This is a genomic window from Enterobacter sp. LM3, from assembly GCF_046622475.1.
Taxonomy (GTDB): domain Bacteria; phylum Pseudomonadota; class Gammaproteobacteria; order Enterobacterales; family Enterobacteriaceae; genus Enterobacter; species Enterobacter cloacae_P.
This window is the reverse complement of record NZ_JBJURN010000019.1, coordinates 62002-87848: the sequence shown is the minus strand read 5'-3', so window position 1 is coordinate 87848 and position 25847 is coordinate 62002. Positions and strand designations below refer to the sequence as shown.

Sequence of the window (25847 nt, the reverse complement as noted above, 5' to 3'; positions counted from 1 at the left end):
TAAGTAGTAAGCCGGTGCATAAATCCGGTGGTTACAGCAGTCTTCGGTGGAGCGGTAGTTCAGTCGGTTAGAATACCTGCCTGTCACGCAGGGGGTCGCGGGTTCGAGTCCCGTCCGTTCCGCCACTTATTAAGACATTAAGCCTGCCTTTCCTGGCAGGCTTAATGGCAAGAAAATTTAGGGGCGTAGCTCAGTTGGTAGAGCACCGGTCTCCAAAACCGGGTGTCGCGAGTTCGAGTCTCTCCGCCCCTGCCATATATAATCCTTTGCTTAGGCAAAGGATTTTTTTTGCCTGTAAAACAGCGAAAACTCGCCTTCTGAATGTGCTGCCTGCATCCCTGCAGGCTTATGCATTAATCCGTTATGTTGATTTTTAGCAGATCTTTTATCTGTGATTGTTTGTCACTGTTTTGCAGCCAGATCGCATATAGCGGCCTGGAAAGCGTTGTGGAATCTGTGACAGCATGCAGTCCAGCTTTGTTGTCTGCCCAGCGGGTAGGTAACCAGGTACAACTCTTCAGCAAAGCAAGTTGCTGACAGGCGATCTCTGCAGAGCTTGTGGTGAGCTGCGGAACATCGTCGCTGGCAATTAATCCTGCTTCATGTTGTTGAAAATCCGGGCCCCATTCCAGACGCAAATAACTGAGATCTGCCTTCATCATAGAAGGCTCAGAAGCATAAAGCGCCAGGCCAAATTGCCCAACAATCTGGCTGCTAAATTCGTCCATCTTGGGGGCTTCGGTCGTGATCAGAAGATCAAGCTGACGCTCATGAAGTTGCTTAACAAGCGACTGGCGTTGCGCAATTCTGGCCTCAAATTGCAGATGGCTATGAGAGTGGTACAACCGGGTAAGCCACTGACTCAGCATGCATTCCCACAGGGAGGCGCTGGCACCAATAGAGAACTCATTGTGCCTTGAGGTATGTGCAACCTCTTTACGAGCCGCCTGCCAGGTGTTCATCAACGTTTCTGCATACGGGAGAAGTTTTTCACCGGCTGGCGTTAAGCGGATGTTGTTGCGGTGACGGGTAAAAAGATTTACACCCAGTTGATTTTCCAGCTGTCGAATACGAAAACTGACCGCTGACTGCGTCAGGTAGAGGGCTTCAGCTGCTCGCCCAAAGTGGCGCGTTCTGCTCACTTCAAGGAAAGTTTTTAGCAATTCCGTATCCACATCTTTCTCCACAAAATTATTTGTCGTTATGATTTAAATGTTTTGTTTTACACTCTGTCAAGCGTAACTAATACTCCGCGCCATAAATAGCTCGGCCAAAGAATTAGGAGCGTGTAGGATGGCGGAAAGCTTTACGACGACTAATCGTTTTTTCGACAATAAAAATTATCCACGCGGGTTCTCTCGTCACGGCGATTTCACCATCAAAGAGGCGCAGTTACTTGAGCGTCATGGTTATGCCTTCAACGAGCTGGATCTGGGTAAGCGTGAACCAGTAACCGAAGACGAAAAACAGTTCGTTGCTGTTTGCCGGGGTGAGCGTGAACCGCAGTCTGAAGTAGAACGTGTATGGATCAAGTATATGGCTCGCATTAAGCGTCCAAAGCGTTTCCATACGCTGTCAGGCGGTAAGCCGCAGATGGAAGGTGCTGAAGACTACACCGAGTCTGAAGACTAATCTGATGTGAAAAGGGGCTACGGCCCCTTTTTTACGCCAGCATCTTTTGCAGATGTAACAACAAGCGATCGATCGCGCGATAGCTTAACGCCTCCTGCAGGTGTCGTCTTTCAATGTCAGGGTCACCTTCGATGTCGGCAATGGTTCGGGCCACTTTCAATAAACGTTGCCATGCCCGGATGGAAAGACCAAACCGCGACAGTGTTTCCTCCAGCCAGCCTGCATCCTCAGGCGACAGAGGGCAATACTGACGAATTCCGGTGTTGTCCAGCCGTGCATTCAGTCTGTTCTGACGCGCATGCTGCCGTGCCTGAGCGGCAATAACTCTGTCGCGTACTTTTACCGTACTTTCTCCTTTCATGTTTGTCTGCCGAAGCAGGCCTGGCGGCGGCAGTGGGATCTCCAGCGATAAATCAAATCGATCGAGAAAAGGGCCGGATAATTTGCCCAAATAGCGAAGCGTCTGTTCAGGCGTACAGCGGTTATGGTTGCCCTGGTAATGTCCCGTAGGACTAGGGTTCATTGCGGCAACAAGTTGAAACTGCGCGGGATAGCTGATTTTAGCGCGTGTGCGTGAGATATGAATCTCACCTGATTCGATGGGTTCTCGCAGCGCATCCAGGACGCGGCGTTCAAACTCAGGCAGCTCATCCAGAAACAGAATACCGTTATGCGCCAATGAAATTTCACCTGGCGCGGGGATAGACCCGCCACCGACCATCGCGGCAAGAGAGGCGCTATGGTGCGGGGAACGAAACGGGCGACGTCGCCACTGTTTTTGCAGTGACGTTGAACTTACCAGGCTAAAGATTGCGGCACTTTCGAGCGCCTCGTGGTTATCAAGGGGAGGAAGCAAGCCGCTCAACCGACTGGCCAGCATGGTCTTACCCGTACCGGGAGGGCCTATCAGCAAAAGATTATGCCCGCCTGCGGCGGTGATCTCTAATGCTCGCTTTCCCTGCTCCTGGCCCATGATATCGCTAAGATCTTCAGGCGCATCCGGCAGGATATCGTCACTCTCTTCCGGTTCGGCCAGTTCATGGCGACCTTCCAGATACGCGCATACCTCCTGCAAATGCCCGGCTATAAGGCATCCTTTCTCTGCAATAAGGCTCACTTCTGAAGCATTCTCATTCGCCACAATAATTTGTCGACCGGCTCGTATGGCTTCCAGAGCCCCGGAGATAGCACCAGGAACGCCTCTGAGCGAGCCTGTAAGCGCCAGTTCACCGATGAACTCATACGAGCTTAGCCTTGTCGTATTAAGCTGCTCAGAGGCTGCGAGAAGCGCAATAGCGATAGGTAAATCATATCGCCCTCCCTCTTTGGGCAGATCAGCAGGGGCGAGATTGATCGTGATCTTCTTTGCGGGAAAGGTATAACCACTATTGATAATCGCGCTACGTACCCGATCTCTGGCCTCTTTAACCGTGGTTTCTGGTAAGCCGACGAGCGTCAGCCCGGGCAGCCCATTACTCAAATGAACCTCAACAGAAATGAGTGGGGCCTTCACTCCAATAGCGGCTCGGGTATAAACAACCGACAGTGACATAAATACCTCCTTCTGGCGTAACTATGCCAGTAGAGGATTTTCACTTTTATCGTTAATTTGTTTATTTACGGCGCATGTTCCTGCTTTTTCGCTGCAAGTTGTAATTGTTGCAGGGAAATGGAACCCTCCTCGCAGCGATTGAATATTCACCGTTTTGGCGAGGGACAGATAACCCAAAAAATGAAAAATATTCATTTTCTAATTTATTCATATAAAACAAAGGTTTTTAGAAATTCTGTTTGCGGGTTAACAAAATCAGCCATAAATAAATCTTGTGTTTGATTTTAAAACTGTGATAACTCTTTAGGCATTCCTTCGAACAAGATGAAAAAAGAACTGAAAATGACAGCCCTTCTACGAGTGATTAGCCTGGTCGTGATTAGCGTGGTGGTGATTATTATCCCACCGTGCGGGGCTGCACTTGGACGAGGAAAGGCTTAAAAATCAAGCCTTAACGAACTAAGACCCCCGCACCGAAAGGTCCGGGGGTTTTTTTATGACTAAAAAACGTAAACGAGGAGCAGAGAATGACGACTAGCATAAAATTCTGTTTCTCACGATTTATGACGGGGAACTAACTATGAATGGGGCACAGTGGGTAGTACATGCGTTGCGTGCACAGGGAGTCGAGACTGTCTTCGGTTATCCGGGGGGCGCAATTATGCCGATTTACGATGCATTGTATGACGGCGGCGTGGAACACCTGTTGTGCCGACACGAGCAGGGTGCAGCGATGGCCGCTATTGGCTATGCGCGTGCTACCGGTAAAACAGGCGTCTGCATGGCAACATCAGGCCCGGGCGCAACCAACCTGATCACCGGTCTGGCGGATGCACTGCTTGATTCTGTTCCTGTGGTGGCGATCACCGGCCAGGTGGCTTCCTCGTTCATCGGTACCGATGCCTTCCAGGAGGTAGATGTACTCGGTTTGTCGCTGGCCTGCACCAAACATAGCTTCCTTGTTCAGTCCCTGGAAGAGCTGCCGCGCGTGATGGCAGAAGCGTTTGAAGTGGCCAACTCTGGCCGCCCTGGCCCGGTTCTGGTTGATATCCCGAAAGACATTCAGGTTGCCTCTGGCGATCTGGATCCACACTTCTCCACTGTAGAAAATGATGATGCTTTCCCACATGAAGAAGTGGAAGAGGCGCGCCAGATGCTGGCTCAGGCGAAACAACCAATGCTGTATGTCGGTGGTGGCGTGGGTATGGCTCAGGCAGTTCCGGCCCTGCGCGAATTTATCGCAGCAACCCAAATGCCAGCCACTTGCACATTGAAAGGTCTGGGTGCGGTTGAGGCTGACTACCCATACTATCTGGGCATGCTGGGGATGCACGGCACCAAAGCGGCAAACCTGGCGGTGCAGGAATGTGATTTGCTCATCGCGGTAGGCGCGCGTTTCGATGACCGCGTAACGGGTAAGCTGAATACCTTCGCACCGAATGCCAAAGTCATCCACATGGACATCGACCCTGCTGAAATGAATAAGCTGCGTCAGGTGCATGTGGCACTTCAGGGCGATCTCAACGCATTGTTGCCGGCTTTACAGCAGCCGTTGAACATCAATGAATGGCGTCAACACACGGCAGATATGCGTGCTGAACACGCCTGGCGTTACGATCACCCTGGCGAAGCAATCTATGCCCCTCTGCTGTTAAAACAGTTGTCCGACCGTAAACCAACAGACAGTGTGGTGACGACCGATGTCGGTCAGCATCAGATGTGGTCTGCACAGCATATGACTTACACCCGTCCGGAAAACTTCATCACCTCCAGCGGGTTAGGGACAATGGGCTTCGGTCTGCCCGCAGCGGTGGGGGCGCAGGTTGCCCGCCCGAACGATACGGTTATCTGTATCTCCGGTGACGGCTCCTTCATGATGAACGTTCAGGAGTTGGGCACCGTTAAGCGTAAGCAGTTACCGCTGAAAATCGTATTGCTCGATAACCAGCGTTTAGGGATGGTTCGCCAGTGGCAACAGCTGTTCTTCCAGGAGCGTTACAGCGAAACCACCCTGACCGATAACCCCGATTTCCTCACTCTGGCCAGCGCCTTTGGCATCCCTGGCCAGCACATCACCCGTAAAGACCAGGTTGAAGCGGCACTCGACACCATGCTGTCAAGCGAAGGGCCGTACCTGCTTCATGTCTCAATCGACGAGCTTGAGAACGTCTGGCCGTTGGTACCGCCAGGTGCCAGTAACTCACAAATGCTGGAGAAATTATCATGATGCAACATCAGGTCGCCGTGCAGGCTCGCTTCAATCCCGAAACGTTAGAACGTGTTTTGCGTGTGGTTCGTCATCGTGGTTTTCAAATTTGCTCTATGAATATGGAAACGGCCACTGACGCCCGGAACATCAATATCGAATTAACCGTTGCCAGTCCGCGGTCGGTCGACTTACTGTTTAGTCAGTTAAATAAACTGGTAGATGTTGCCCATGTCGCTATCTGCCAAAGCACAACCACATCACAACAAATCCGTGCTTAAGCGCGGCAGGAAGAGAAAATGACGACGAAAAAAGCGGATTACATTTGGTTCAATGGTGAGATGGTTCGTTGGGAGGACGCGAAAGTTCACGTGATGTCCCACGCGCTTCACTATGGTACGTCTGTGTTTGAAGGTATCCGTTGCTACGATTCCCACAAAGGGCCAGTAGTGTTCCGTCATCGCGAACATATGCAGCGCCTGCGTGATTCAGCCAAAATCTATCGTTTCCCGGTTTCTCAGAGCGTTGATGAACTGATGGAAGCTTGCCGCGCAGTGCTGCGTAAGAACAACCTGAAAAGTGCCTACATTCGCCCACTGGTGTTCGTGGGTGATGTGGGGATGGGTGTTAACCCGCCAGCCGGTTATACCACCGATGTGATCATTGCTGCGTTCCCGTGGGGTGCGTACCTGGGTGCGGAAGCACTGGATCAGGGGATCGATGCAATGGTTTCTTCCTGGAACCGTGCGGCACCTAACACCATTCCGACGGCGGCTAAAGCGGGCGGTAACTACCTCTCCTCACTGCTGGTCGGCAGCGAAGCACGCCGTCATGGCTACCAGGAAGGTATCGCGCTGGATGTGAATGGCTATATCTCTGAAGGCGCAGGCGAAAACCTGTTTGAAGTGAAAGATGGCATTCTGTTCACTCCGCCATTCACCTCTTCCGCGCTGCCGGGTATTACCCGTGATGCCATCATTAAGCTGGCGAAAGATCTGGGTATCGAAGTGCGTGAGCAGGTGCTGTCTCGTGAATCCCTGTATCTGGCCGACGAAGTATTCATGTCCGGTACCGCCGCTGAGATCACACCGGTGCGTAGCGTAGACGGTATTCAGGTAGGCGAAGGCCGCTGTGGCCCGGTAACTAAACGTATTCAGCAGGCATTCTTTGGCCTCTTCACCGGTGAAACGGAAGATAAATACGGCTGGTTGGATCAGGTTAATCAATAAGTATAAATATGGGGTGGCACGCACCGCCCCAGTTAAATAGTCAGACGGGAGTAAATAAAGCATGCCTAAGTATCGTTCCGCCACCACCACCCACGGCCGTAACATGGCGGGGGCCCGCGCGCTGTGGCGCGCCACCGGGATGACCGACGCCGATTTTGGCAAGCCAATTATCGCGGTGGTTAACTCCTTTACCCAGTTTGTGCCGGGCCACGTACACCTGCGCGATCTCGGTAAACTGGTTGCCGAGCAGATTGAAGCCTCTGGCGGTGTGGCGAAAGAGTTCAACACCATTGCGGTGGATGATGGTATCGCGATGGGGCACGGGGGCATGCTCTATTCACTGCCGTCGCGCGAGCTGATCGCTGACTCGGTGGAGTACATGGTGAACGCCCACTGCGCTGATGCAATGGTCTGTATCTCCAACTGCGACAAAATTACCCCGGGGATGCTGATGGCTTCCCTGCGTCTGAACATTCCGGTGATCTTCGTTTCCGGCGGCCCGATGGAAGCAGGTAAAACCAAGCTTTCCGACAAAATCATCAAGCTCGACCTGGTCGATGCGATGATTCAGGGGGCCGATCCGAAAGTCTCCGACGAGCAGAGCAATCAGGTGGAACGCTCCGCGTGTCCGACCTGCGGTTCCTGTTCCGGAATGTTCACTGCGAACTCCATGAACTGCCTGACCGAAGCGCTGGGCCTGTCTCAACCGGGTAACGGATCGCTGCTGGCGACGCATGCCGATCGTAAACAGCTGTTCCTCAACGCCGGTAAACGTATCGTTGAGCTGACCAAACGTTACTACGAGCAGGACGATGCAAGCGCGCTGCCGCGTAACATTGCCAGTAAAGCCGCGTTTGAAAATGCCATGACCCTGGACATCGCGATGGGTGGCTCCACCAACACCGTTCTGCACCTGCTGGCTGCAGCCCAGGAAGCGGAAATCGACTTCACCATGAGTGATATCGACAAGTTGTCCCGTAAAGTGCCACAGCTGTGTAAAGTCGCACCGAGTACTCAGAAGTACCACATGGAAGATGTACACCGCGCCGGTGGCGTTATCGGTATTCTCGGCGAGCTGGACAGGGCCGGTCTGCTGAACCGTGATGTGAAGAACGTTCTCGGTCTGACGTTACCGCAGTCTCTGGACAAATACGACGTGATGCTGACCAAAGACGAAGCGGTCAAAAACATGTTCCGCGCAGGCCCGGCAGGTATTCGCACCACTCAGGCTTTCTCACAGGATTGTCGCTGGGATACCCTGGATGACGATCGCGCCGAAGGCTGTATCCGTTCTCTGGAACACGCTTACAGCAAAGACGGTGGTCTGGCTGTTCTGTACGGTAACTTCGCGGAAAATGGCTGTATCGTTAAAACCGCAGGCGTGGACGACAGCATCCTGAAATTCACCGGCCCGGCTAAAGTGTACGAAAGCCAGGACGATGCGGTAGAAGCCATTCTCGGTGGCAAAGTGGTGGAAGGCGATGTAGTTGTGATCCGCTACGAAGGGCCAAAAGGCGGGCCAGGGATGCAGGAGATGCTCTACCCAACGACCTTCCTGAAATCGATGGGTCTCGGTAAAGCTTGTGCGTTGATCACAGATGGTCGTTTCTCTGGCGGTACATCTGGATTATCCATCGGCCACGTTTCACCGGAAGCGGCAAGCGGCGGCAACATCGCAATCATCGAAGATGGCGATCTGATTGAAATCGACATTCCGAACCGTGGTATCCAGCTGAAGCTGAGTGACCAGGACATTGCCGCCCGCCGTGAAGCGCAAGAAGCGCGCGGCGACAAAGCGTGGACGCCAAAAGATCGCCAGCGCGAAGTTTCCTTCGCTCTGCGTGCTTATGCGAGCCTTGCCACCAGTGCAGATAAAGGCGCGGTGCGCGATAAATCGAAACTTGGGGGTTAATGATGGCTGAGTCACAACCCTTATCCGCCGCCCCTGAGGGGGCGGAATATCTCAGAGCGGTGCTACGTGCGCCGGTCTATGAAGCCGTGCAGGTTACGCCACTGCAGAAAATGGAAAAACTCTCCTCGCGCCTCGACAACGTGATCCTGGTGAAGCGTGAAGACCGGCAGCCGGTACACAGCTTCAAGCTGCGTGGTGCCTACGCGATGATGGCCGGGTTAACCGATGAGCAAAAAGCACGTGGCGTGATCACGGCTTCTGCGGGCAACCACGCGCAGGGCGTTGCGTTCTCGTCTGCACGTCTGGGGCTGAAAGCGCTGATCGTAATGCCCGTTGCAACCGCAGATATCAAAGTCGATGCGGTACGCGGTTTCGGTGGCGAAGTGTTGCTCCACGGTGCCAATTTTGACGAAGCGAAAGCCAAAGCGATTGAGCTGGCGCAGCAGCAGGGGTTCACCTGGGTGCCGCCGTTCGATCATCCGATGGTGATTGCCGGACAAGGCACACTGGCGCTGGAGCTGCTGCAACAGGATGCGCATCTCGACCGTGTCTTTGTGCCGGTTGGCGGTGGTGGCCTCGCGGCAGGCGTGGCGGTGCTGATCAAACAGTTGATGCCGCAAATCAAAGTCATTGCTGTTGAAGCAGAAGACTCTGCCTGTCTGAAAGCAGCGCTGGATGCGGGTCATCCGGTGGACTTACCGCGCGTCGGGCTGTTTGCCGAGGGCGTAGCGGTCAAACGTATTGGCGATGAAACCTTCCGTTTGTGTCAGGAATATCTCGACGACATTATCACCGTTGATAGCGATGCTATCTGTGCGGCGATGAAAGATCTGTTCGAAGATGTTCGCGCGGTGGCGGAACCTTCCGGCGCGCTGGCGCTGGCGGGAATGAAAAAGTATATCGCGCAGCACAACATTCGCGGCGAGCGTCTGGCACATGTACTTTCTGGTGCCAACGTGAACTTCCACGGCCTGCGCTACGTGTCCGAACGCTGCGAGCTGGGTGAACAACGTGAAGCGTTACTGGCGGTAACTATTCCGGAAGAGAAGGGCAGTTTCCTGAAGTTCTGCCAGCTGCTGGGTGGTCGTTCGGTGACAGAGTTCAACTACCGTTTTGCCGATGCCAAAGATGCCTGCATTTTTGTCGGTGTGCGCCTGAGCCGTGGTCTGGAAGAGCGCAAAGAGATCCTTAACCTGTTGCACGAAGGCGGCTACAGCGTGGTGGATCTTTCCGACGACGAAATGGCGAAGCTGCACGTGCGTTACATGGTGGGGGGGCGTCCGTCGAAGCCACTCCAGGAGCGTCTGTTCAGCTTCGAGTTCCCGGAATCACCTGGTGCGTTGCTGAAGTTCCTGCATACGCTGGGCACCTACTGGAACATTACCCTGTTCCACTATCGCAGCCACGGCACCGACTATGGTCGCGTGCTGGCGGCGTTCGAACTGGGCGAGCATGAACCTGATTTCGAAACGCGGCTGAACGAGCTGGGCTATGAGTGCCATGACGAAACCCATAACCCGGCGTTCCGGTTCTTCCTGGCAGGCTAGTGGTTCGGCAAAATCTGCCAGAACGCGTCAATAAGCGGCTCATGCAGCCGCTTTTTTTGTGCGCACACGCCAAGCTCGAACGGTGTTTTTTCATCGCTGCGTTCTAAAATCATCACGCGGTTGCGCACCGGTTCCGGGCTGTTTTCCAGCACCACTTCTGGCAGCAATGCCACGCCACAGCCCAGGGCCACCATTGACACCATCGCCTCATGGCCGCCAACTGTCGCGTAAATTGACGGGTTGCTGATCTTCTGGCGGCGGAACCACAGCTCAATGCGGCGGCGTACTGGCCCCTGATCGGCCATGATAAACGGTACCGTTGACCAGTCGGGCTTTTCCACCGATACCTGGTTACGCACCGGGCAGGGCAGTGCCGGGGCAATCAGCACCACGGCCAGATTTTCCAGCATTGAGAAAGCCACCGCACCCGGCAATGTTTCTGGTTTCCCTGCGATGGCGAGATCCGCTTCACCCGTCACCACTTTTTCCATCGCGTCGGCGGCATCACCGGTGGTGAGTTTAATCTCTACTGACGGATGTTCGGCGCGGAAGCGGTCGAGGATAGGCGGAAGGTGGCTATAGGCGGCGGTGACGGAACAGAAAATATGCAGCTCGCCGGACAGCGACGGTCCTTGCTGGTCGATGGTGTGGCGCAGTTGCTGATACTGCAACAGCGTTTGCTGGGCAAAAACGCGCAGCTCTTCCCCGGCTTCCGTGAGGGTGACGGTACGGTTATCGCGCACAAACAGCGGCTGGCCGAGGTCTTCCTCAAGACGCTGGATCTGGCGCGAAAGCGTGGAGGGGCTGACGTGCATCGCGCGTGCGCTGCGGCCAAAATGACGGCTTTCCGCCAGATGCAGGAACATTTTCAGATCGCGTAAATCCACCGATTCCACTCCCCCTTTTTACATTGCAGATATTGCAACGTGACGTTGTGAATATATCAATTTCCGCAATAAATTTCCTGTTGTAATGTGGGTACATTCTCGCTGAACGGCGAACCGAACAATAAGCACCACAACACAACATCACGGAGTCCAACATGGCTAACTACTTTAATACACTGAACTTGCGCCAGCAGCTGGCGCAGCTGGGCAAATGCCGCTTTATGGCGCGCGACGAATTTGCTGATGGCGCGAGCTACCTTCAGGGTAAAAAAGTGGTCATCGTCGGCTGTGGCGCACAGGGCCTCAACCAGGGTCTGAACATGCGTGACTCTGGTCTGGATATCGCCTACGCCCTGCGTAAAGAAGCCATTGCTGAGAAGCGTGCTTCCTGGCGCAAAGCGACCGAAAACGGCTTCAAAGTGGGTTCTTACGAAGAGCTGATCCCGCAGGCGGATCTGGTGGTTAACCTGACGCCAGACAAACAGCACTCTGATGTTGTACGTTCCGTGCAGCCGCTGATGAAAGATGGTGCGGCACTGGGTTACTCCCACGGCTTCAACATTGTCGAAGTGGGCGAGCAGATCCGTAAAGACATCACCGTTGTGATGGTTGCACCAAAATGTCCAGGTACGGAAGTGCGTGAAGAGTACAAACGTGGCTTCGGCGTTCCAACGCTTATCGCGGTTCACCCGGAAAACGATCCGAAAGGCGAAGGTATGGCGATTGCTAAAGCATGGGCAGCGGCAACTGGCGGACACCGTGCGGGCGTTCTGGAATCTTCCTTCGTTGCAGAAGTGAAATCTGACCTGATGGGCGAGCAGACTATTCTGTGCGGGATGCTGCAGGCCGGTTCTCTGCTGTGCTTCGACAAGCTGGTGGAAGAAGGTACCGACCCGGCATACGCCGAAAAACTGATTCAGTTCGGCTGGGAAACCATCACTGAAGCGCTGAAGCAGGGCGGTATCACGCTGATGATGGATCGCCTGTCCAACCCGGCGAAACTGCGTGCTTATGCGCTGTCCGAACAGCTGAAAACCATCATGGCTCCGCTGTTCCAGAAACATATGGATGACATCATCTCCGGTGCGTTCTCTTCCGGCATGATGGCTGACTGGGCGAACGACGATAAGAAACTGCTGACCTGGCGTGAAGAGACCGGTAAAACCGCGTTCGAAACCGCACCACAATTTGACGGCAAAATCAGCGAGCAGGAGTACTTCGATAAAGGCGTACTGATGATCGCAATGGTGAAAGCGGGCGTCGAACTGGCGTTCGAAACGATGGTGGATTCCGGCATCATTGAAGAGTCTGCTTACTACGAATCACTGCACGAACTGCCGCTGATTGCGAACACCATCGCCCGTAAGCGTCTGTACGAAATGAACGTGGTTATCTCTGATACCGCTGAGTACGGTAACTACCTGTTCTCTTACGCTTGCGTACCGCTGCTGAAAGAGTTCATGACCACCCTGCAGGCGGGTGATCTGGGCAAAGCCATTGCCGAAGGTGCAGTAGATAACGCGCAGCTGCGCGATGTGAATGAAGCGATTCGCGGTCACGAAATCGAGAAAGTAGGCCAGAAATTGCGTGGCTACATGACCGACATGAAGCGTATTGCAGTAGCGGGTTAACAACCTTGTCGGGTGGCGCTTCGCCTACCCGACCTACAAAACCGTAAGATGTAGGCCGGGTAAGGCGCAGCCGTCACCCGGTTTTTTTATTTGCGGTACAGAACCTTAATAATGTGGTAACCAAACTGCGTGTGCAGTGGGCCAGTTGGCTCTAGCACTGGGCAAGAGAACACGACTTTATCAAACGCCGGAACCATCTGACCCTGACGGAATTCACCTAAGTCACCGCCGCGTTTGCCTGACGGGCAAATGGAGTGCTTCTTCGCCAGCTTGCCGAAGTCGGCACCGTTTTTAATCTGTTCCAGAAGATCTAAAGCCAGTTTCTCTTCTTTAACAAGGATATGCACTGCTGCTGCTGTTTTTGCCATGATCGTGCCTTGAATGGGTTGAGATAAATCGGGGCGCAATATACCACGCGTTAGCGGCGATACAGCACCTTAATGATATGGTAGCCAAACCTGGTTTTAACCGGGCCGAAGGGCTTCAGGAGCGGACAGCTAAAGACCGCCTGATCGAATGGCCCGACCATCGCCCCCTGCTTAAACTCCCCTAAATCACCGCCGTTGCGCCCGGACGGGCACTTAGAGTAACGCTTTGCCAGATGATCAAAGCTGATGCCACGTTCAAGCTTAGCGAGGATCTCCTGGGCCAGCTTTTCTTCTTTTACCAGAATGTGCAGGGCTGCTGCGGTCTTTACCATAATTCTGCTCTCGGGATTAATCGCGTTTTCTTCACTTTATCATTAGCCGGTAAATCCGCGCCCGGCTTTCTGCTACAATCCATCCCCCGTTCGAAGATTGAGCAATATTCCCATGCGTTTAAACCCTGGACAACAACAAGCGGTCGAATTCGTTACTGGACCATGCCTGGTGCTGGCAGGGGCAGGTTCCGGTAAAACCCGCGTGATCACCAACAAAATCGCCCACTTGATCCGTGGCTGCGGGTATCAGGCACGCCATATCGCGGCGGTCACCTTTACCAATAAAGCGGCGCGCGAGATGAAAGAGCGCGTCGGTCAGACGCTGGGACGCAAAGAGGCGCGCGGGCTGATGATCTCCACGTTCCACACGCTGGGACTGGATATCATCAAACGCGAGTATGCGGCGTTGGGGATGAAGTCCAACTTTTCGCTCTTTGATGACACCGACCAGGTCGCGTTGCTTAAAGAGCTCACCGAAGGGTTGATTGAAGACGACAAAGTCTTGCTGCAGCAATTGATCTCGACGATCTCCAACTGGAAAAACGATCTGATGACGCCTGCCCAGGCGGCGGCGAGCGCCAAAGGTGAACGGGATCGGATCTTTGCTCATTGCTATGGCCTGTACGATGCGCATATGAAAGCGTGCAACGTGCTGGATTTCGACGATCTGATCCTGCTGCCCACGCTGCTGCTGCAGCGTAATGAAGAAGTGCGCGAGCGCTGGCAGAACAAGATCCGCTATCTGCTGGTGGATGAATACCAGGACACCAACACCAGCCAGTATGAACTGGTGAAGTTGCTGGTCGGGCAGCGCGCCCGCTTTACCGTGGTCGGTGATGACGATCAGTCGATCTACTCCTGGCGCGGTGCACGTCCACAAAACCTGGTGTTGTTAAGCAAAGATTTCCCGGCGCTGCAGGTGATTAAGCTGGAGCAGAACTACCGTTCGTCCGGACGCATCCTGAAGGCGGCGAATATCCTGATCGCCAATAACCCGCACGTGTTTGAAAAGCGTCTGTTCTCTGAACTTGGCTACGGTGCCGAACTGAAAGTGCTCAGCGCCAACAATGAAGAACACGAGGCGGAACGCGTCGCGGGTGAACTCATTGCTCACCACTTCGTTAACAAAACCGAATACAAGGATTACGCGATCCTCTATCGCGGTAACCACCAGTCACGCGTCTTTGAAAAGATGCTGATGCAGAACCGCATCCCGTACAAAATTTCGGGCGGCACGTCGTTCTTCTCGCGTCCTGAAATCAAAGACCTGCTGGCGTATCTGCGCGTCCTCACCAACCCGGATGATGACAGCGCATTTCTGCGCATCGTGAATACGCCGAAACGTGAGATTGGCCCCGCGACGCTGCAAAAACTGGGTGAATGGGCGATGACCCGCAACAAAAGCTTGTTCACCGCCAGCTTTGATATGGGGCTGAGCCAGACGCTGACCGGGCGCGGCTATGATAACTTAACCCGCTTCACCCACTGGCTTGGCGAGGTACAGCGCCTGGCGGAACGCGAGCCTGTGGCGGCGGTGCGTGATTTGATCCACGGTATTGATTACGAATCCTGGTTATACGAAACCTCTGCCAGCCCGAAAGCGGCAGAGATGCGGATGAAAAACGTTAACCAGCTGTTTAGCTGGATGACCGAAATGCTGGAAGGCTCTGAGATAGACGAGCCGATGACCCTGACCCAGGTAGTCACCCGTTTTACGCTGCGCGATATGATGGAGCGCGGTGAGAGCGAAGAAGAGGCCGATCAGGTTCAGCTGATGACGCTGCATGCGTCGAAAGGGCTGGAGTTCCCGTATGTCTATCTGGTGGGCATGGAAGAGGGGTTGCTGCCGCATCAGAGCAGCATCGATGAAGATAATGTCGATGAAGAGCGCCGCCTGGCCTACGTGGGGATCACCCGCGCCCGTAAAGAGCTTGTCTTTACGCTGTGTAAAGAACGTCGACAGTATGGCGAGCTGGTACGCCCGGAACCGAGTCGCTTCCTGCTGGAGTTACCGCAGGACGATCTGACATGGGAACAGGAGCGCAAAGTGATTACGGCCGAAGAACGGATGCATAAAGGTCAGGCTAACGTGGCAAACATTCGTGCCATGCTGGCAAAAGCCAAAGAGAAGGGATAACTTTTGAAAGCCGGGTAAGCGCAGCACCACCCGGCATGTTTCGCTGTATTACTTAACGTCCAGCACCCAGTGCACATAGCTTTGCCACTGGCACTCCTGCTCGACAAGTTCTGCACCAAGCGGGTGATTCTCAAGCCATTTTTCCGGAAGCGTCAGTGAAAGTTTCTCATTTTCCGCCACCAGGTTAATTGCAGGCAGTAAATCATCGCGGCGACGGCTGGCAAACAGGATGGCCAGTCGCAGCAGCCGGCACAGATGCTCGGCAACGCGCGGCGGTACGGCGTTTTGCTGATGCAAAGAGGAGAGGTCAACGGTGTTGGTCTGGTTTAGCAGCAGGGTAGCCAGCAACTTTTTCTGTGCGGGGGTGTAGCCCGGTAAATCGAGATTACGTACCAGCCAGGCTGCATGCAACGGTGCTTGCTTGTACTCAACGCTCAGACCAATTTCATGCAGCGCACACGCACTTAGCAGCAGATCGCGGCTTAAAGGTTCAATATCCCAGCTTTTGCTAACCTGATCGGCGAACAACGACGCCAGTTGCCCGACTCGCTGCGCCTGATCGGTATCAACGATAAAGCGGCGCTGAACGTTGCGCAAGGTACGGCTGCGGATGTCCTGATCAACCGACAAGTGAAGCATCCCGTAGACCAGACCTTCGCGCAGTGCGCCGCCAGCCAGAGTCATACACTGAATGTTCAGCTCGGTGAAAATGGCGATCAGAATGGCAAGCCCGCTTGGGAAAACCAGCGCACGTTCGAGTGTCAGACCTTCAATTTCCAGCTCTTCCAGACGACCACACTGGATGGCACGCTGTTTTAGCTGCTGGAGTTTGGCGAGCGTGATCCGCTCGTCCATCCCCTGCGCCATCATGATTTCCTGCAATGCCTGCACGGTACCCGAAGCACCCACGCAGACTTTCCAGCCGTGGTAGCGCAACTCATCCATCACCGGGCGCAACACCTCACGCGCGGCATTTTCCGCCTCGTCGAAGTTCTCTTTCGCGAGATTACGATCGGTAAAGTAGCGCTCAAGCCAGGTCACGCAGCCCATCGACAGGCTGAATAACGATGTCGCCTGTGCACCCGTGCCGGTCACCAGTTCGGTACTGGCTCCGCCGATATCCACCACCAGACGACGATCGTCACCCCCGGTGGTGTGGGCAACGCCCTGATAAATCAGGCGGGCTTCTTCTTCACCGCTGATGACCTGAACCGGGCAACCGAGAATGTCCTGCGCTTTGGCAATAAATTCTCCGGCGTTCACCGCCAGGCGGAGTGTCGCGGTGGCGACAACGCGAATCTGATTATGCGGGATATCCTGCAAACGTTCGGCAAAGAGGCGCAGGCACTGCCAGCCACGTTCCATCGCTTCAGGAGAGAGGTGATTGCTGCTGCTCAGGCCCGCTGCGAGGCGGACCTTGCGCTTAATGCGCGTCAGCGTTTGTATACTTCCCGCCACCTCGCGAACAACCAGCATATGAAAACTATTGGAACCGAGATCAATGGCCGCGTAGAGCGAGGAGCTGGAGAGCATAGTGACCTTTCTTAACCTGAACGACGACGATTACGCGGCGCGCCGGAACGACGCGGGCCGTTGCCGGAGCGGGCGCGGGTTAGGCGCTTAGGCGGCGGCAGTTCGCTTAACAGTGCTTCCGGATTGTATTTGCTCTGCGGAATAGAGTGACCGATGTAGGTCTCAATCGCTGGAAGATTCAGCGCATACTCTTCACACGCAAGGCTAATAGAGTGACCGCTTGCACCAGCACGACCGGTACGACCGATACGGTGTACGTAGTCTTCGCAGTCATCCGGCAGGTCATAGTTGAAGACGTGCGTGACGGCAGGAATATGCAGGCCGCGAGCCGCAACGTCGGTTGCGACCAGAATATCCAGGTCACCACGGGTGAATTCGTCGAGAATACGCAGGCGTTTTTTCTGCGCAACGTCGCCAGTCAGCAGACCAACACGGTGACCGTCGGCAGCCAGATGGCCCCAGATATCTTCACAGCGGTGTTTGGTATTCGCGAAGATGATGGCGCGATCTGGCCACTCTTCTTCGATCAGGGTTTGCAGCAGACGCATTTTCTCTTCATTAGAAGGGTAGAAGAGTTCTTCTTTAATGCGGTGCCCTGTTTTCTGTTCCGGTTCCACTTCCACATATTCGGCGTTGTTCATCTGCTCGAACGCCAGCTCGCGGACGCGATAAGAAAGGGTTGCGGAGAACAGCATGTTCAGGCGTTGGTTCGCCGGAGGCATGCGACGGAACAGCCAGCGGATGTCTTTAATGAAGCCCAGATCGTACATACGGTCAGCTTCATCCAGCACGACAACCTGAATGGCACCGAGATTAATGTGATTCTGTTTTGCGTAGTCGATAAGACGGCCAGTGGTACCGATCAGGATATCTACGCCGCTTTCCAGCACTTTCAGCTGTTTATCGTAGCCGTCGCCGCCATAGGCCAGGCCCAGCTTCAGGCCAGTAGCCTGCGCCAGGGGTTCCGCGTCTGCGTGGATCTGTACCGCCAGTTCTCGCGTCGGGGCCATAATTAGCGCGCGCGGCTGGTTAACTTTGCGGTCTGCAATCGCTGGATGAGAAAGTAAATAATGAAACGTTGACGTTAAAAACGCCATCGTTTTGCCAGTACCGGTTTGCGCCTGCCCTGCAACATCGCGACCAGCCAGCGTCAGCGGCAGGGCGAGGGCCTGAATGGGCGTGCAGTTATGAAACCCTTTATTTTCAAGGGCTTCAATCACTTTTGGGTGCAGGGCGAAGTCGGAAAACTTCTGTTCTGTTAAATGTGTTTTGCTCATAGTGTGGTAGAATATCAGCTTACTATTGCTTTACGAAAGCGTATCCGGTGAAATAAAGTCAACCTTTAGTTGGTTAATGCGACATCAACACGTCGTTGGTGGAGACAAAACCAACGTACCAGGCTTATTCCTGTGGAGTTATATATGAGCGATAAAATTATTCACCTGACTGACGACAGTTTTGACACGGACGTACTTAAGGCTGACGGGCTGATCCTCGTCGATTTCTGGGCTGAATGGTGTGGTCCTTGCAAAATGATCGCCCCGATTCTGGATGAGATCGCTGACGAATATCAGGGCAAACTGACCGTTGCCAAGCTGAACATCGACCAGAACCCGGGTACCGCGCCGAAATACGGCATCCGTGGCATTCCGACCCTGCTGCTGTTCAAAAACGGTGAAGTGGCGGCGACCAAAGTGGGCGCACTGTCCAAAGGTCAGCTGAAAGAGTTCCTGGACGCCAACCTGGCGTAAGGTTTCTCGGCTGAGCGTCCAGAGCGCCTAAATTGTGTGGATCTCTGGACGCCCGGCTTTAGTCGTGCTAAGTTAGCTATGACTTCGTTTTAAACATATCTTGTTGTTTGAATCTTGTTTTACCCGATACTTCCCGTTGTTGCCATAAACAGTGCGTGAAGTTGCTAAATTCCGGGCTTGTCACTCAATCCGTCTTGTCGTTTCAGTTCTGCGTTCTTTCCCTGTGACCAGACAGCGAACAGACATGAGTTGATGGCCGCTAAACAGGCATGGATGACCCTGCCATACCATTCACAACATTAAGTTCGAGAATCACCCCGAGTTTAAGAACCCACACCATTATGAATCTTACCGAATTAAAGAATACGCCGGTTTCTGAGCTGATCACTCTCGGCGAAAATATGGGGCTGGAAAACCAGGCTCGTATGCGCAAGCAGGACATCATTTTCGCCATCCTGAAGCAGCACGCTAAGAGTGGCGAAGATATCTTTGGCGACGGTGTGCTGGAGATATTGCAAGACGGATTTGGTTTCCTCCGCTCTGCAGACAGCTCCTACCTCGCCGGCCCTGACGACATCTACGTATCCCCTAGCCAAATCCGCCGTTTCAACCTCCGCACTGGTGACACCATTTCAGGTAAGATTCGTCCTCCTAAAGAGGGTGAACGCTACTTTGCGCTGTTGAAAGTTAACGAAGTTAACTACGACAAACCAGAAAACTCGCGCAATAAGATCCTGTTTGAGAACTTAACGCCGCTGCACGCGAACTCTCGCCTGCGCATGGAGCGTGGTAACGGTTCAACCGAAGACTTAACCGCGCGTGTTCTGGATCTGGCTTCTCCAATTGGTCGTGGTCAACGTGGTCTGATTGTGGCTCCGCCAAAAGCGGGTAAAACCATGCTGCTGCAGAACATCGCGCAGAGCATCGCCTACAACCACCCTGACTGTGTGCTGATGGTGCTGCTGATTGACGAACGTCCGGAAGAAGTGACCGAGATGCAGCGTCTGGTGAAAGGTGAAGTTGTTGCTTCTACCTTCGACGAACCAGCATCTCGCCACGTTCAGGTTGCTGAAATGGTTATCGAGAAGGCCAAGCGTCTGGTTGAACACAAGAAAGACGTTATCATTCTGCTCGACTCCATCACCCGTCTGGCACGTGCGTACAACACCGTGGTACCGGCTTCCGGCAAAGTGTTAACCGGTGGTGTGGATGCCAACGCCCTGCACCGTCCTAAACGCTTCTTCGGTGCGGCACGTAACGTGGAAGAGGGCGGCAGCCTGACCATCATTGCAACCGCGCTTATCGACACCGGTTCTAAGATGGATGAGGTTATCTACGAAGAGTTTAAAGGTACAGGTAACATGGAACTGCACCTCTCCCGTAAGATCGCTGAAAAACGTGTCTTCCCGGCTATTGACTACAACCGTTCCGGTACGCGTAAAGAAGAGTTGCTCACCACGCAGGAAGAGCTGCAGAAAATGTGGATCCTGCGCAAAATCATCCATCCAATGGGTGAAATTGACGCGATGGAATTCCTCATTAATAAGCTGGCGATGACCAAAACTAACGACGACTTCTTCGATATGATGAAGCGCTCGTAACGGAAATGAATCCAGCAAACGCCACGTTTTTACGTGGCGTTTTTCTTTTATGGCTTATACGCTGTTACCACAGACTCCCAATTTTGACTGAACGGTGCGACAATAAGACGGTTTGTATAGTCAAAGAAATAATTGATTGAAAAACATACAAAGGGAGTTGTAGGAAGCCCGCTTTATTCTTTCTGGGGCAGGGGCTTCATAGTTATACTTCCGGGACTAACATTTGTTGAGAGCAATCCATTGTGAATCTACTCACTGCAGTTACTGAGTTAATTAGTATTTTCTTATTCACAACCTGTTTTTTGTTCATCGCACGCAAGGTGGCCAAAAGAGTCGGGTTGGTGGATAAACCCAATTTTCGTAAACGTCATCAAGGGTTGATCCCACTTGTGGGGGGCATCTCTGTTTACGCTGGTATCTGTTTCACATTCGGTATTGCGGATTACTACATCCCGCACGCTGCACTCTACCTGGCATGTGCGGGTGTGCTGGTGTTAGTCGGGGCACTTGATGACCGGTTTGATATCAGTGTGAAGTTCCGTGCTACCGTACAGGCGGCCATTGGCGTCATTATGATGGTAGTCGGCGGCCTTTACCTGAGAAGTCTCGGCTATGTTTTCGGTCCCTGGGAGTTAGTGCTTGGTCCATTCGGTTTCTTCCTGACACTGTTTGCCGTCTGGGCGGCGATTAATGCCTTCAACATGGTTGATGGTATTGACGGCCTGCTCGGTGGGTTATCGTCCGTCTCGTTCGCCGCTATCGGCATCATTCTGTGGTTTGATGGACAGTACAGCCTGTCAATGTGGTGCTTTGCCATGATTGCCGCCATCCTGCCTTATATCCTGTTGAACCTCGGTGTCCTGGGTCGTCGCTACAAAGTCTTTATGGGTGACGCAGGCAGTACATTAATCGGTTTTACCGTTATCTGGATTTTGCTGGAAACCACGCAGGGTAAAACTCACCCAATCAGCCCGGTTACCGCACTGTGGATTATTGCTATTCCGCTGATGGACATGGTGGCGATTATGTATCGCCGTCTGCGTAAAGGCATGAGTCCTTTCTCTCCGGATCGTCAGCATATCCATCATCTGATTATGCGTGCCGGTTTTACTTCTCGTCAGGCATTCGTCCTGATTACCCTGGCAGCGGCTATTCTGGCCGGGGTTGGTGTTGCCGCAGAATATGCTCATTTCATTCCTGAATGGGCAATGTTGGTATTATTCTTGCTAGCATTCTTCCTGTACGGTTACTGCATTAAGCGCGCATGGAAAGTTGCGCGATTCATTAAACGTGTAAAACGCAGGATGCGTCGTAACAGTGGCAAAAACACAACATTAACTAAGTAAAGCCGGGATTATGATGACTCAACCGTTGGCGGGAGCGAAATCAGTGGTAACTGAAAATGAGCTGGATATTCGTGGTTTGTTTCGCGTGTTATGGGGAGGCAAGCTGTGGATTGCGGGGATTGCGCTGGGATTCGCCCTGTTAGCACTGGTCTATACCTTCTTTGCAAAACAAGAGTGGAGCACCACGGCGATCACCGACCGGCCAACGGTTAACATGCTGGGTGGGTACTATTCCCAGCAGCAATTCCTGCGTAATCTGGATATTAAAGCCAATCTTGCCGCGCCCGATCAGGCGTCAGTGATGGATGAGACTTATAAAGAGTTTCTGATGCAGCTGGCTTCATGGGATACGCGTCGTGATTTCTGGTCTCAGACGGATTATTACAAGCAACGCATGGTCGGAAACAGCAAAGTCGATGCTGCTCTGCTGGATGACCTGATCAACAATATCCAGTTTATGCCGGGTGATGCAGCACGCAACATCAACGATAGCGTGAAGCTGGTTGCGGAAACCGCGCCAGATGCTAATAACCTGCTGCGTCAGTACGTTGCGTTTGCCAGCCAGCGTGCGGCGAGCCATCTCAATGATGAGCTGAGAGGTGCCTGGTCTGCGCGCACTATCCAGATGAAGGCTCAGGTGAAGCGACAGGAAGAAGTGGCGAGAGCGATTTTTACTCGTCGCGTCCACAATATTGAGCAGGCTCTGAAAATAGCGGAACAACGCAATATTTCTCGCAGCGAAACTAATGTTCCGGCTGATGAACTGCCAGATTCCGAAATGTTCCTCCTTGGTCGTCCAATGCTGCAGGCGCGTCTGGAAAATCTTCAGGCAGTCGGTCCAGATTTTGACCTCGACTATGACCAAAACCTTGCGATGCTCAATACCCTGAATGTAGGGCCAGCACAGGATCCACGTTTTCAGACGTATCGTTATTTAAGAACGCCTGAAGAACCTGTAAAACGCGATAGTCCGCGTCGCGCATTCCTGATGATTATGTGGGGGATTGTGGGCGCACTGACTGGAGCAGGCGTGGCATTAACTCGCCGTCGCACGAAATAAGAACGGCGTCTACGATGAAGGTTACTGCCTTCATCGTCTAATCGAAGAGAATCGATGTGAAAGTACTTACCGTATTTGGCACCAGGCCGGAGGCCATTAAGATGGCTCCTCTGGTGCATGCGCTGGCCAGGGATCCTGATTTTGACGCGAGAGTGTGCGTCACTGCCCAGCATCGGGAGATGCTCGATCAGGTCTTAACGCTCTTTTCTATCGTTCCGGATTACGATCTCAATATTATGAAACCGGGACAAGGGCTGACGGAGATCACCTGCCGTATTTTGCAAGAACTCAAGCCCATTCTGGAATCCTTTAAGCCTGATGTAGTACTGGTTCATGGTGACACCACCACGACAGTGGCGACAAGCCTGGCCGCGTTTTATCAACGTATTCCTGTCGGCCATGTTGAGGCAGGTCTGCGTACCGGCAATCTTTATTCGCCGTGGCCGGAAGAAGCTAACCGAACGCTCACCGGACATCTGGCGATGTACCATTTCGCACCAACGGAAAACTCGCGCCAGAATCTGCTGCGAGAAAATATCGTCGACAACAAAATCTTTGTAACCGGAAATACGGTCATTGATGCGCTGATTTGGGTACGTGACCGCGTGCTGGCAAACCGTGAACTCCAGTCTGAACTCACGGCACGCTATCCGTTTTTGAATAACGGTAAAAAGACCATTCTGGTCACCGGCCACCGTCGCGAAAGTTTTGGTCGCGGTTTTGAGCAAATCTGCCACGCGCTGGCTGAAATTGCCGCGCAAAACGAAGACGTGCAGATTGTCTATCCGGTGCACCTCAACCCTAACGTCAGCGAGCCGGTAAATCGCATTCTGGGTCATGTCGACAACGTCTTACTGATTGAGCCGCAGGACTATATGCCGTTTGTCTGGCTGATGAACCATGCCTGGCTGATCCTTACCGATTCCGGCGGGATTCAGGAAGAGGCTCCTTCCCTCGGCAAGCCGGTGCTGGTCATGCGTGAAACCACCGAACGCCCGGAAGCAGTAAAAGCGGGCACGGTACGTCTGGTGGGAACGGACACGCAGCGTATCGTCGAAGAGGTCACGCGACTGCTGCACGACGATGAAGAGTATCAGGCGATGAGCCGGGCCCATAACCCGTATGGTGATGGGCAGGCTTGTGGCCGCATTTTGCACGCACTTAAACACAATCGGGTATCGCTATGAGTTTTACTACCATCTCTGTCATTGGTCTTGGCTACATTGGGTTGCCGACTGCGGCAGCCTTTGCCTCTCGTCAACAGCAGGTTGTGGGTGTGGATATCAACGCGCGTGCGGTGGAAACCATCAATCGTGGCGAAATTCATATTGTGGAGCCCGATCTCGACCGTGTGGTGAAAGCGGCCGTTGAGGGGGGATTCCTGAGCGCCAGCACGACGCCAGTGACAGCCGATGCGTATCTGATTGCTGTTCCAACGCCGTTTAAAGGCGATCATGAACCCGATATGCGCTACGTCGAGGCGGCGGCGAAATCCATTGCGCCCGTTCTGAAGAAAGGGGCGCTGGTGATCCTGGAGTCGACCTCCCCGGTTGGGGCAACGGAACAGATGGCGCAGTGGCTTGCAGAAGCCCGCCCTGATTTAAGTTTCCCGCAGCAGGCAGGTGAGCAGGCGGATATCAATATCGCTTACTGCCCGGAGCGCGTGTTGCCGGGCCAGGTGATGGTTGAACTGATTAAAAACGATCGCGTGATTGGTGGTATGACTCCCGTCTGCTCCGCGCGTGCCAGCGCGCTGTACAAGATTTTCCTCGAAGGTGAATGTGTGGTGACCAACTCCCGCACTGCCGAAATGTGCAAGCTGACGGAAAACAGCTTCCGTGACGTTAATATCGCTTTTGCGAACGAACTGTCGCTGATTTGCGCCGATCAGGGGATTAACGTCTGGGAACTGATTAGCCTTGCGAATCGCCATCCGCGCGTCAACATTCTCCAGCCAGGCCCGGGTGTGGGTGGTCACTGTATCGCCGTTGACCCGTGGTTTATCGTGGCGCAAAACCCGGATCAGGCGCGTCTGATCCGTACCGCGCGTGAAGTGAACGACAGCAAACCACACTGGGTTCTTAACCAGGTGAAAGCCACGGTCGCGGATTGTCTGGCGGACAGCGGTAAGCGCGCCAGCGAGCTGAAAGTTGCCTGCTTTGGCCTGGCATTCAAACCGAACATTGACGATCTGCGCGAAAGCCCGGCGATGGAAATTGCCGGAATGATTGCTGACTGGCACAGCGGTGAAACGCTGGTTGTAGAGCCTAACATCCACGAACTGCCAACAAAACTGATGGGGCATTGCACGCTTACTGCGCTGAATGATGCGCTGGCTACAGCGGATGTGCTGGTACTGCTGGTGGATCATAAAGCGTTTAAAGCAATCCCTGGTGATGCTGTACATCAACAATATGTTGTTGATACCAAAGGCGTGTGGCGTTGAGTGAACTGAAAGGGGTGCTTGAATCCCTCCCGTGGGAAAGTACCTTCTTTGGTCTTCCTTCGGCAATCGTGCGTCTGCGCGACGATGCCCATGCCCTGACAGAAACCGACTTTGCTGCCTGGCCACGCGTGCAGGCCAAAATCCCGGCAGGGCGTGCCGATTTGCTGGATGTGCTTCAGGAGCATGGTTTTTGCCTGGTCGAAGGTGAGGTTGATCTTTCCATTACGGTGACCCACCACGATTCGCCCGGCGCGGAAATGGCAACGGAGCAGGATATACCGGTGCTGCGTCAGATGGCAGCGCAGGCATTTGCTCAGAGCCGCTTTCGTGCGCCCTGGTACGCGCCTGAAGATAGCGGACGTTTCTATGCCCAGTGGGCAGAAAACGCGGTAAAAGGGACGTTCGACCACGTCTGTCTGGTTTTCCGCGCCGCAGATGAACATATTCAGGGTTTTGTCTCGCTTCGTAAGCTCAATGAGCACGAGGCGCGTATCGGCTTATTAGCCGGGCGCGGTATGGGCGAGAAACTCATGCAGGCGGCGCTCTACTGGACGCAGCAGCAACAGCTTTCAACTCTGAGGGTGGCGACCCAACTGGGCAACACCGCCGCGCTTAAACGTTATATTGCGAGTGGTGCCAACATCGATGCCACTGCGTACTGGTTATACAGGTGACAA

Annotated in this window: 24 protein-coding genes and 2 tRNA genes; 19 read left to right on the top strand and 7 right to left on the bottom strand. The window is 53.6% G+C overall.

Annotated features, from left to right (window positions below):
- Positions 1 to 48: 48 nt before the first annotated feature.
- Positions 49 to 125, top strand: a tRNA-Asp gene (locus ACJ9N4_RS17840).
- A gap of 54 nt (positions 126 to 179) precedes the next feature.
- A tRNA-Trp gene (locus tag ACJ9N4_RS17835) sits at positions 180 to 255 on the top strand.
- Positions 256 to 353: 98 nt separating this feature from the next.
- Here ACJ9N4_RS17835 and hdfR read toward each other — a convergent pair.
- Positions 354 to 1175, bottom strand: coding sequence for an HTH-type transcriptional regulator HdfR (gene hdfR / locus ACJ9N4_RS17830; protein WP_182919127.1), 822 nt, complete (start codon positions 1173 to 1175; stop codon positions 354 to 356).
- Between the two features lie 118 nt (positions 1176 to 1293).
- On the opposite strand from hdfR, the gene ACJ9N4_RS17825 reads away from it, so the two are divergent.
- On the top strand, positions 1294 to 1632 hold the full coding sequence (locus ACJ9N4_RS17825; RefSeq protein WP_182273292.1) for a DUF413 domain-containing protein: 339 nt from the start codon (positions 1294 to 1296) through the stop codon (positions 1630 to 1632).
- Positions 1633 to 1663: 31 nt separating this feature from the next.
- On the opposite strand, the gene ACJ9N4_RS17820 is transcribed toward ACJ9N4_RS17825, so the two are convergent.
- Positions 1664 to 3184, bottom strand: a complete 1521-nt coding sequence (locus ACJ9N4_RS17820) for a YifB family Mg chelatase-like AAA ATPase (RefSeq protein ID WP_182919126.1) — start codon at positions 3182 to 3184, stop codon at positions 1664 to 1666.
- A 342-nt stretch (positions 3185 to 3526) separates the two neighbouring features.
- On the opposite strand from ACJ9N4_RS17820, the gene ilvL reads away from it, so the two are divergent.
- The 7 genes from ilvL (at position 3527) to ilvA (ending at position 10078) form a co-directional block, all read left to right on the top strand.
- Positions 3527 to 3625: an ilv operon leader peptide gene (gene ilvL, locus ACJ9N4_RS17815; RefSeq protein WP_001311244.1), complete on the top strand. Its 99-nt coding sequence runs from the start codon at positions 3527 to 3529 to the stop codon at positions 3623 to 3625.
- 86 nt (positions 3626 to 3711) lie between these two features.
- On the top strand, positions 3712 to 3762 hold the full coding sequence (gene ilvX, locus ACJ9N4_RS17810; protein WP_201405605.1) for a peptide IlvX: 51 nt from the start codon (positions 3712 to 3714) through the stop codon (positions 3760 to 3762).
- A gap of 2 nt (positions 3763 to 3764) precedes the next feature.
- On the top strand, positions 3765 to 5411 hold the full coding sequence (ilvG, locus tag ACJ9N4_RS17805; RefSeq protein ID WP_182273294.1) for an acetolactate synthase 2 catalytic subunit: 1647 nt from the start codon (positions 3765 to 3767) through the stop codon (positions 5409 to 5411).
- Positions 5408 to 5671, top strand: a complete 264-nt coding sequence (gene ilvM / locus ACJ9N4_RS17800; protein ID WP_182273295.1) for an acetolactate synthase 2 small subunit — start codon at positions 5408 to 5410, stop codon at positions 5669 to 5671. The genes ilvG and ilvM overlap by 4 nt, the downstream gene beginning before the upstream one ends.
- Positions 5672 to 5689: 18 nt before the next feature.
- Positions 5690 to 6619, top strand: coding sequence for a branched-chain-amino-acid transaminase (ilvE, locus tag ACJ9N4_RS17795; protein WP_182919124.1), 930 nt, complete (start codon positions 5690 to 5692; stop codon positions 6617 to 6619).
- 61 nt (positions 6620 to 6680) lie between these two features.
- Positions 6681 to 8531: a dihydroxy-acid dehydratase gene (ilvD, locus tag ACJ9N4_RS17790; protein ID WP_182273297.1), complete on the top strand. Its 1851-nt coding sequence runs from the start codon at positions 6681 to 6683 to the stop codon at positions 8529 to 8531.
- A 2-nt stretch (positions 8532 to 8533) separates the two neighbouring features.
- Entirely contained in the window at positions 8534 to 10078 is a 1545-nt protein-coding gene (gene ilvA / locus ACJ9N4_RS17785; RefSeq protein WP_182274604.1) for a threonine ammonia-lyase, biosynthetic, read from the top strand.
- Here the strand turns inward: ilvA and ilvY are convergent.
- Entirely contained in the window at positions 10075 to 10965 is an 891-nt protein-coding gene (gene ilvY, locus ACJ9N4_RS17780; protein ID WP_182273298.1) for an HTH-type transcriptional activator IlvY, read from the bottom strand. The genes ilvA and ilvY overlap by 4 nt on opposite strands.
- A gap of 155 nt (positions 10966 to 11120) precedes the next feature.
- Between ilvY and ilvC the strand changes: the two genes are divergently transcribed.
- Positions 11121 to 12596 carry a ketol-acid reductoisomerase gene (ilvC, locus tag ACJ9N4_RS17775; protein WP_182273299.1) on the top strand — a complete coding sequence of 492 codons (1476 nt, stop codon included), beginning with the start codon at positions 11121 to 11123 and terminating at the stop codon, positions 12594 to 12596.
- Positions 12597 to 12682: 86 nt separating this feature from the next.
- On the opposite strand, the gene ppiC (ACJ9N4_RS17770) is transcribed toward ilvC, so the two are convergent.
- Positions 12683 to 12964 carry a peptidylprolyl isomerase PpiC gene (gene ppiC / locus ACJ9N4_RS17770; protein WP_023309650.1) on the bottom strand — a complete coding sequence of 94 codons (282 nt, stop codon included), beginning with the start codon at positions 12962 to 12964 and terminating at the stop codon, positions 12683 to 12685.
- Between the two features lie 50 nt (positions 12965 to 13014).
- Positions 13015 to 13296: a peptidylprolyl isomerase PpiC gene (gene ppiC, locus ACJ9N4_RS17765; protein ID WP_046886622.1), complete on the bottom strand. Its 282-nt coding sequence runs from the start codon at positions 13294 to 13296 to the stop codon at positions 13015 to 13017.
- A gap of 112 nt (positions 13297 to 13408) precedes the next feature.
- Here ppiC (ACJ9N4_RS17765) and rep point away from each other — a divergent pair, with 112 nt between their 5' ends.
- Positions 13409 to 15433 (top strand): DNA helicase Rep, encoded by a 2025-nt coding sequence (rep, locus tag ACJ9N4_RS17760; protein ID WP_182919123.1) that lies wholly within the window; start codon positions 13409 to 13411, stop codon positions 15431 to 15433.
- Between the two features lie 48 nt (positions 15434 to 15481).
- On the opposite strand, the gene gppA is transcribed toward rep, so the two are convergent.
- The gene (gene gppA / locus ACJ9N4_RS17755) at positions 15482 to 16966 is read right to left on the bottom strand and encodes a guanosine-5'-triphosphate,3'-diphosphate diphosphatase (RefSeq protein ID WP_182919122.1); all 1485 of its coding nucleotides are present in this window, start codon (positions 16964 to 16966) and stop codon (positions 15482 to 15484) included.
- Between the two features lie 11 nt (positions 16967 to 16977).
- Positions 16978 to 18243, bottom strand: coding sequence for an ATP-dependent RNA helicase RhlB (gene rhlB, locus ACJ9N4_RS17750; RefSeq protein WP_182919121.1), 1266 nt, complete (start codon positions 18241 to 18243; stop codon positions 16978 to 16980).
- Positions 18244 to 18387: 144 nt separating this feature from the next.
- Between rhlB and trxA the strand changes: the two genes are divergently transcribed.
- The 7 genes from trxA to rffC all read left to right on the top strand — a co-directional run bounded on the left by trxA (position 18388) and on the right by rffC (position 25844).
- Positions 18388 to 18717 (top strand): thioredoxin TrxA, encoded by a 330-nt coding sequence (trxA, locus tag ACJ9N4_RS17745; protein WP_006179218.1) that lies wholly within the window; start codon positions 18388 to 18390, stop codon positions 18715 to 18717.
- Between the two features lie 341 nt (positions 18718 to 19058).
- A complete protein-coding gene (gene rho / locus ACJ9N4_RS17740; protein WP_001054528.1) occupies positions 19059 to 20318 on the top strand; it encodes a transcription termination factor Rho in 1260 nt (419 codons plus the stop codon).
- Between the two features lie 242 nt (positions 20319 to 20560).
- A complete protein-coding gene (gene wecA, locus ACJ9N4_RS17735) occupies positions 20561 to 21664 on the top strand; it encodes a UDP-N-acetylglucosamine--undecaprenyl-phosphate N-acetylglucosaminephosphotransferase (RefSeq protein WP_182273302.1) in 1104 nt (367 codons plus the stop codon).
- Positions 21665 to 21677: 13 nt separating this feature from the next.
- A complete protein-coding gene (gene wzzE, locus ACJ9N4_RS17730; protein WP_182274605.1) occupies positions 21678 to 22724 on the top strand; it encodes an ECA polysaccharide chain length modulation protein in 1047 nt (348 codons plus the stop codon).
- 56 nt (positions 22725 to 22780) lie between these two features.
- Positions 22781 to 23911, top strand: coding sequence for a non-hydrolyzing UDP-N-acetylglucosamine 2-epimerase (gene wecB / locus ACJ9N4_RS17725; RefSeq protein WP_182273303.1), 1131 nt, complete (start codon positions 22781 to 22783; stop codon positions 23909 to 23911).
- The gene (wecC, locus tag ACJ9N4_RS17720) at positions 23908 to 25170 is read left to right on the top strand and encodes a UDP-N-acetyl-D-mannosamine dehydrogenase (protein WP_182919120.1); all 1263 of its coding nucleotides are present in this window, start codon (positions 23908 to 23910) and stop codon (positions 25168 to 25170) included. Before wecB ends, wecC begins: the two co-directional genes overlap by 4 nt.
- On the top strand, positions 25167 to 25844 hold the full coding sequence (rffC, locus tag ACJ9N4_RS17715) for a dTDP-4-amino-4,6-dideoxy-D-galactose acyltransferase (protein WP_182273305.1): 678 nt from the start codon (positions 25167 to 25169) through the stop codon (positions 25842 to 25844). The genes wecC and rffC overlap by 4 nt, the downstream gene beginning before the upstream one ends.
- Positions 25845 to 25847: the final 3 nt, after the last annotated feature.

Coding starts and splice junctions, on each gene's coding strand:
- ACJ9N4_RS17825 (WP_182273292.1), top strand. CDS start 1,294: ATGGCGGAAAGCTTTACGACGACTAATCGTTTTTTCGACAATAAAAAT.
- ACJ9N4_RS17820 (WP_182919126.1), bottom strand. CDS start 3,184: ATGTCACTGTCGGTTGTTTATACCCGAGCCGCTATTGGAGTGAAGGCC.
- ilvL (WP_001311244.1), top strand. CDS start 3,527: ATGACAGCCCTTCTACGAGTGATTAGCCTGGTCGTGATTAGCGTGGTG.
- ilvG (WP_182273294.1), top strand. CDS start 3,765: ATGAATGGGGCACAGTGGGTAGTACATGCGTTGCGTGCACAGGGAGTC.
- ilvM (WP_182273295.1), top strand. CDS start 5,408: ATGATGCAACATCAGGTCGCCGTGCAGGCTCGCTTCAATCCCGAAACG.
- ilvE (WP_182919124.1), top strand. CDS start 5,690: ATGACGACGAAAAAAGCGGATTACATTTGGTTCAATGGTGAGATGGTT.
- ilvD (WP_182273297.1), top strand. CDS start 6,681: ATGCCTAAGTATCGTTCCGCCACCACCACCCACGGCCGTAACATGGCG.
- ilvA (WP_182274604.1), top strand. CDS start 8,534: ATGGCTGAGTCACAACCCTTATCCGCCGCCCCTGAGGGGGCGGAATAT.
- ilvC (WP_182273299.1), top strand. CDS start 11,121: ATGGCTAACTACTTTAATACACTGAACTTGCGCCAGCAGCTGGCGCAG.
- ppiC (WP_023309650.1), bottom strand. CDS start 12,964: ATGGCAAAAACAGCAGCAGCAGTGCATATCCTTGTTAAAGAAGAGAAA.
- ppiC (WP_046886622.1), bottom strand. CDS start 13,296: ATGGTAAAGACCGCAGCAGCCCTGCACATTCTGGTAAAAGAAGAAAAG.
- rep (WP_182919123.1), top strand. CDS start 13,409: ATGCGTTTAAACCCTGGACAACAACAAGCGGTCGAATTCGTTACTGGA.
- gppA (WP_182919122.1), bottom strand. CDS start 16,966: ATGCTCTCCAGCTCCTCGCTCTACGCGGCCATTGATCTCGGTTCCAAT.
- rhlB (WP_182919121.1), bottom strand. CDS start 18,243: ATGAGCAAAACACATTTAACAGAACAGAAGTTTTCCGACTTCGCCCTG.
- trxA (WP_006179218.1), top strand. CDS start 18,388: ATGAGCGATAAAATTATTCACCTGACTGACGACAGTTTTGACACGGAC.
- rho (WP_001054528.1), top strand. CDS start 19,059: ATGAATCTTACCGAATTAAAGAATACGCCGGTTTCTGAGCTGATCACT.
- wzzE (WP_182274605.1), top strand. CDS start 21,678: ATGACTCAACCGTTGGCGGGAGCGAAATCAGTGGTAACTGAAAATGAG.
- wecC (WP_182919120.1), top strand. CDS start 23,908: ATGAGTTTTACTACCATCTCTGTCATTGGTCTTGGCTACATTGGGTTG.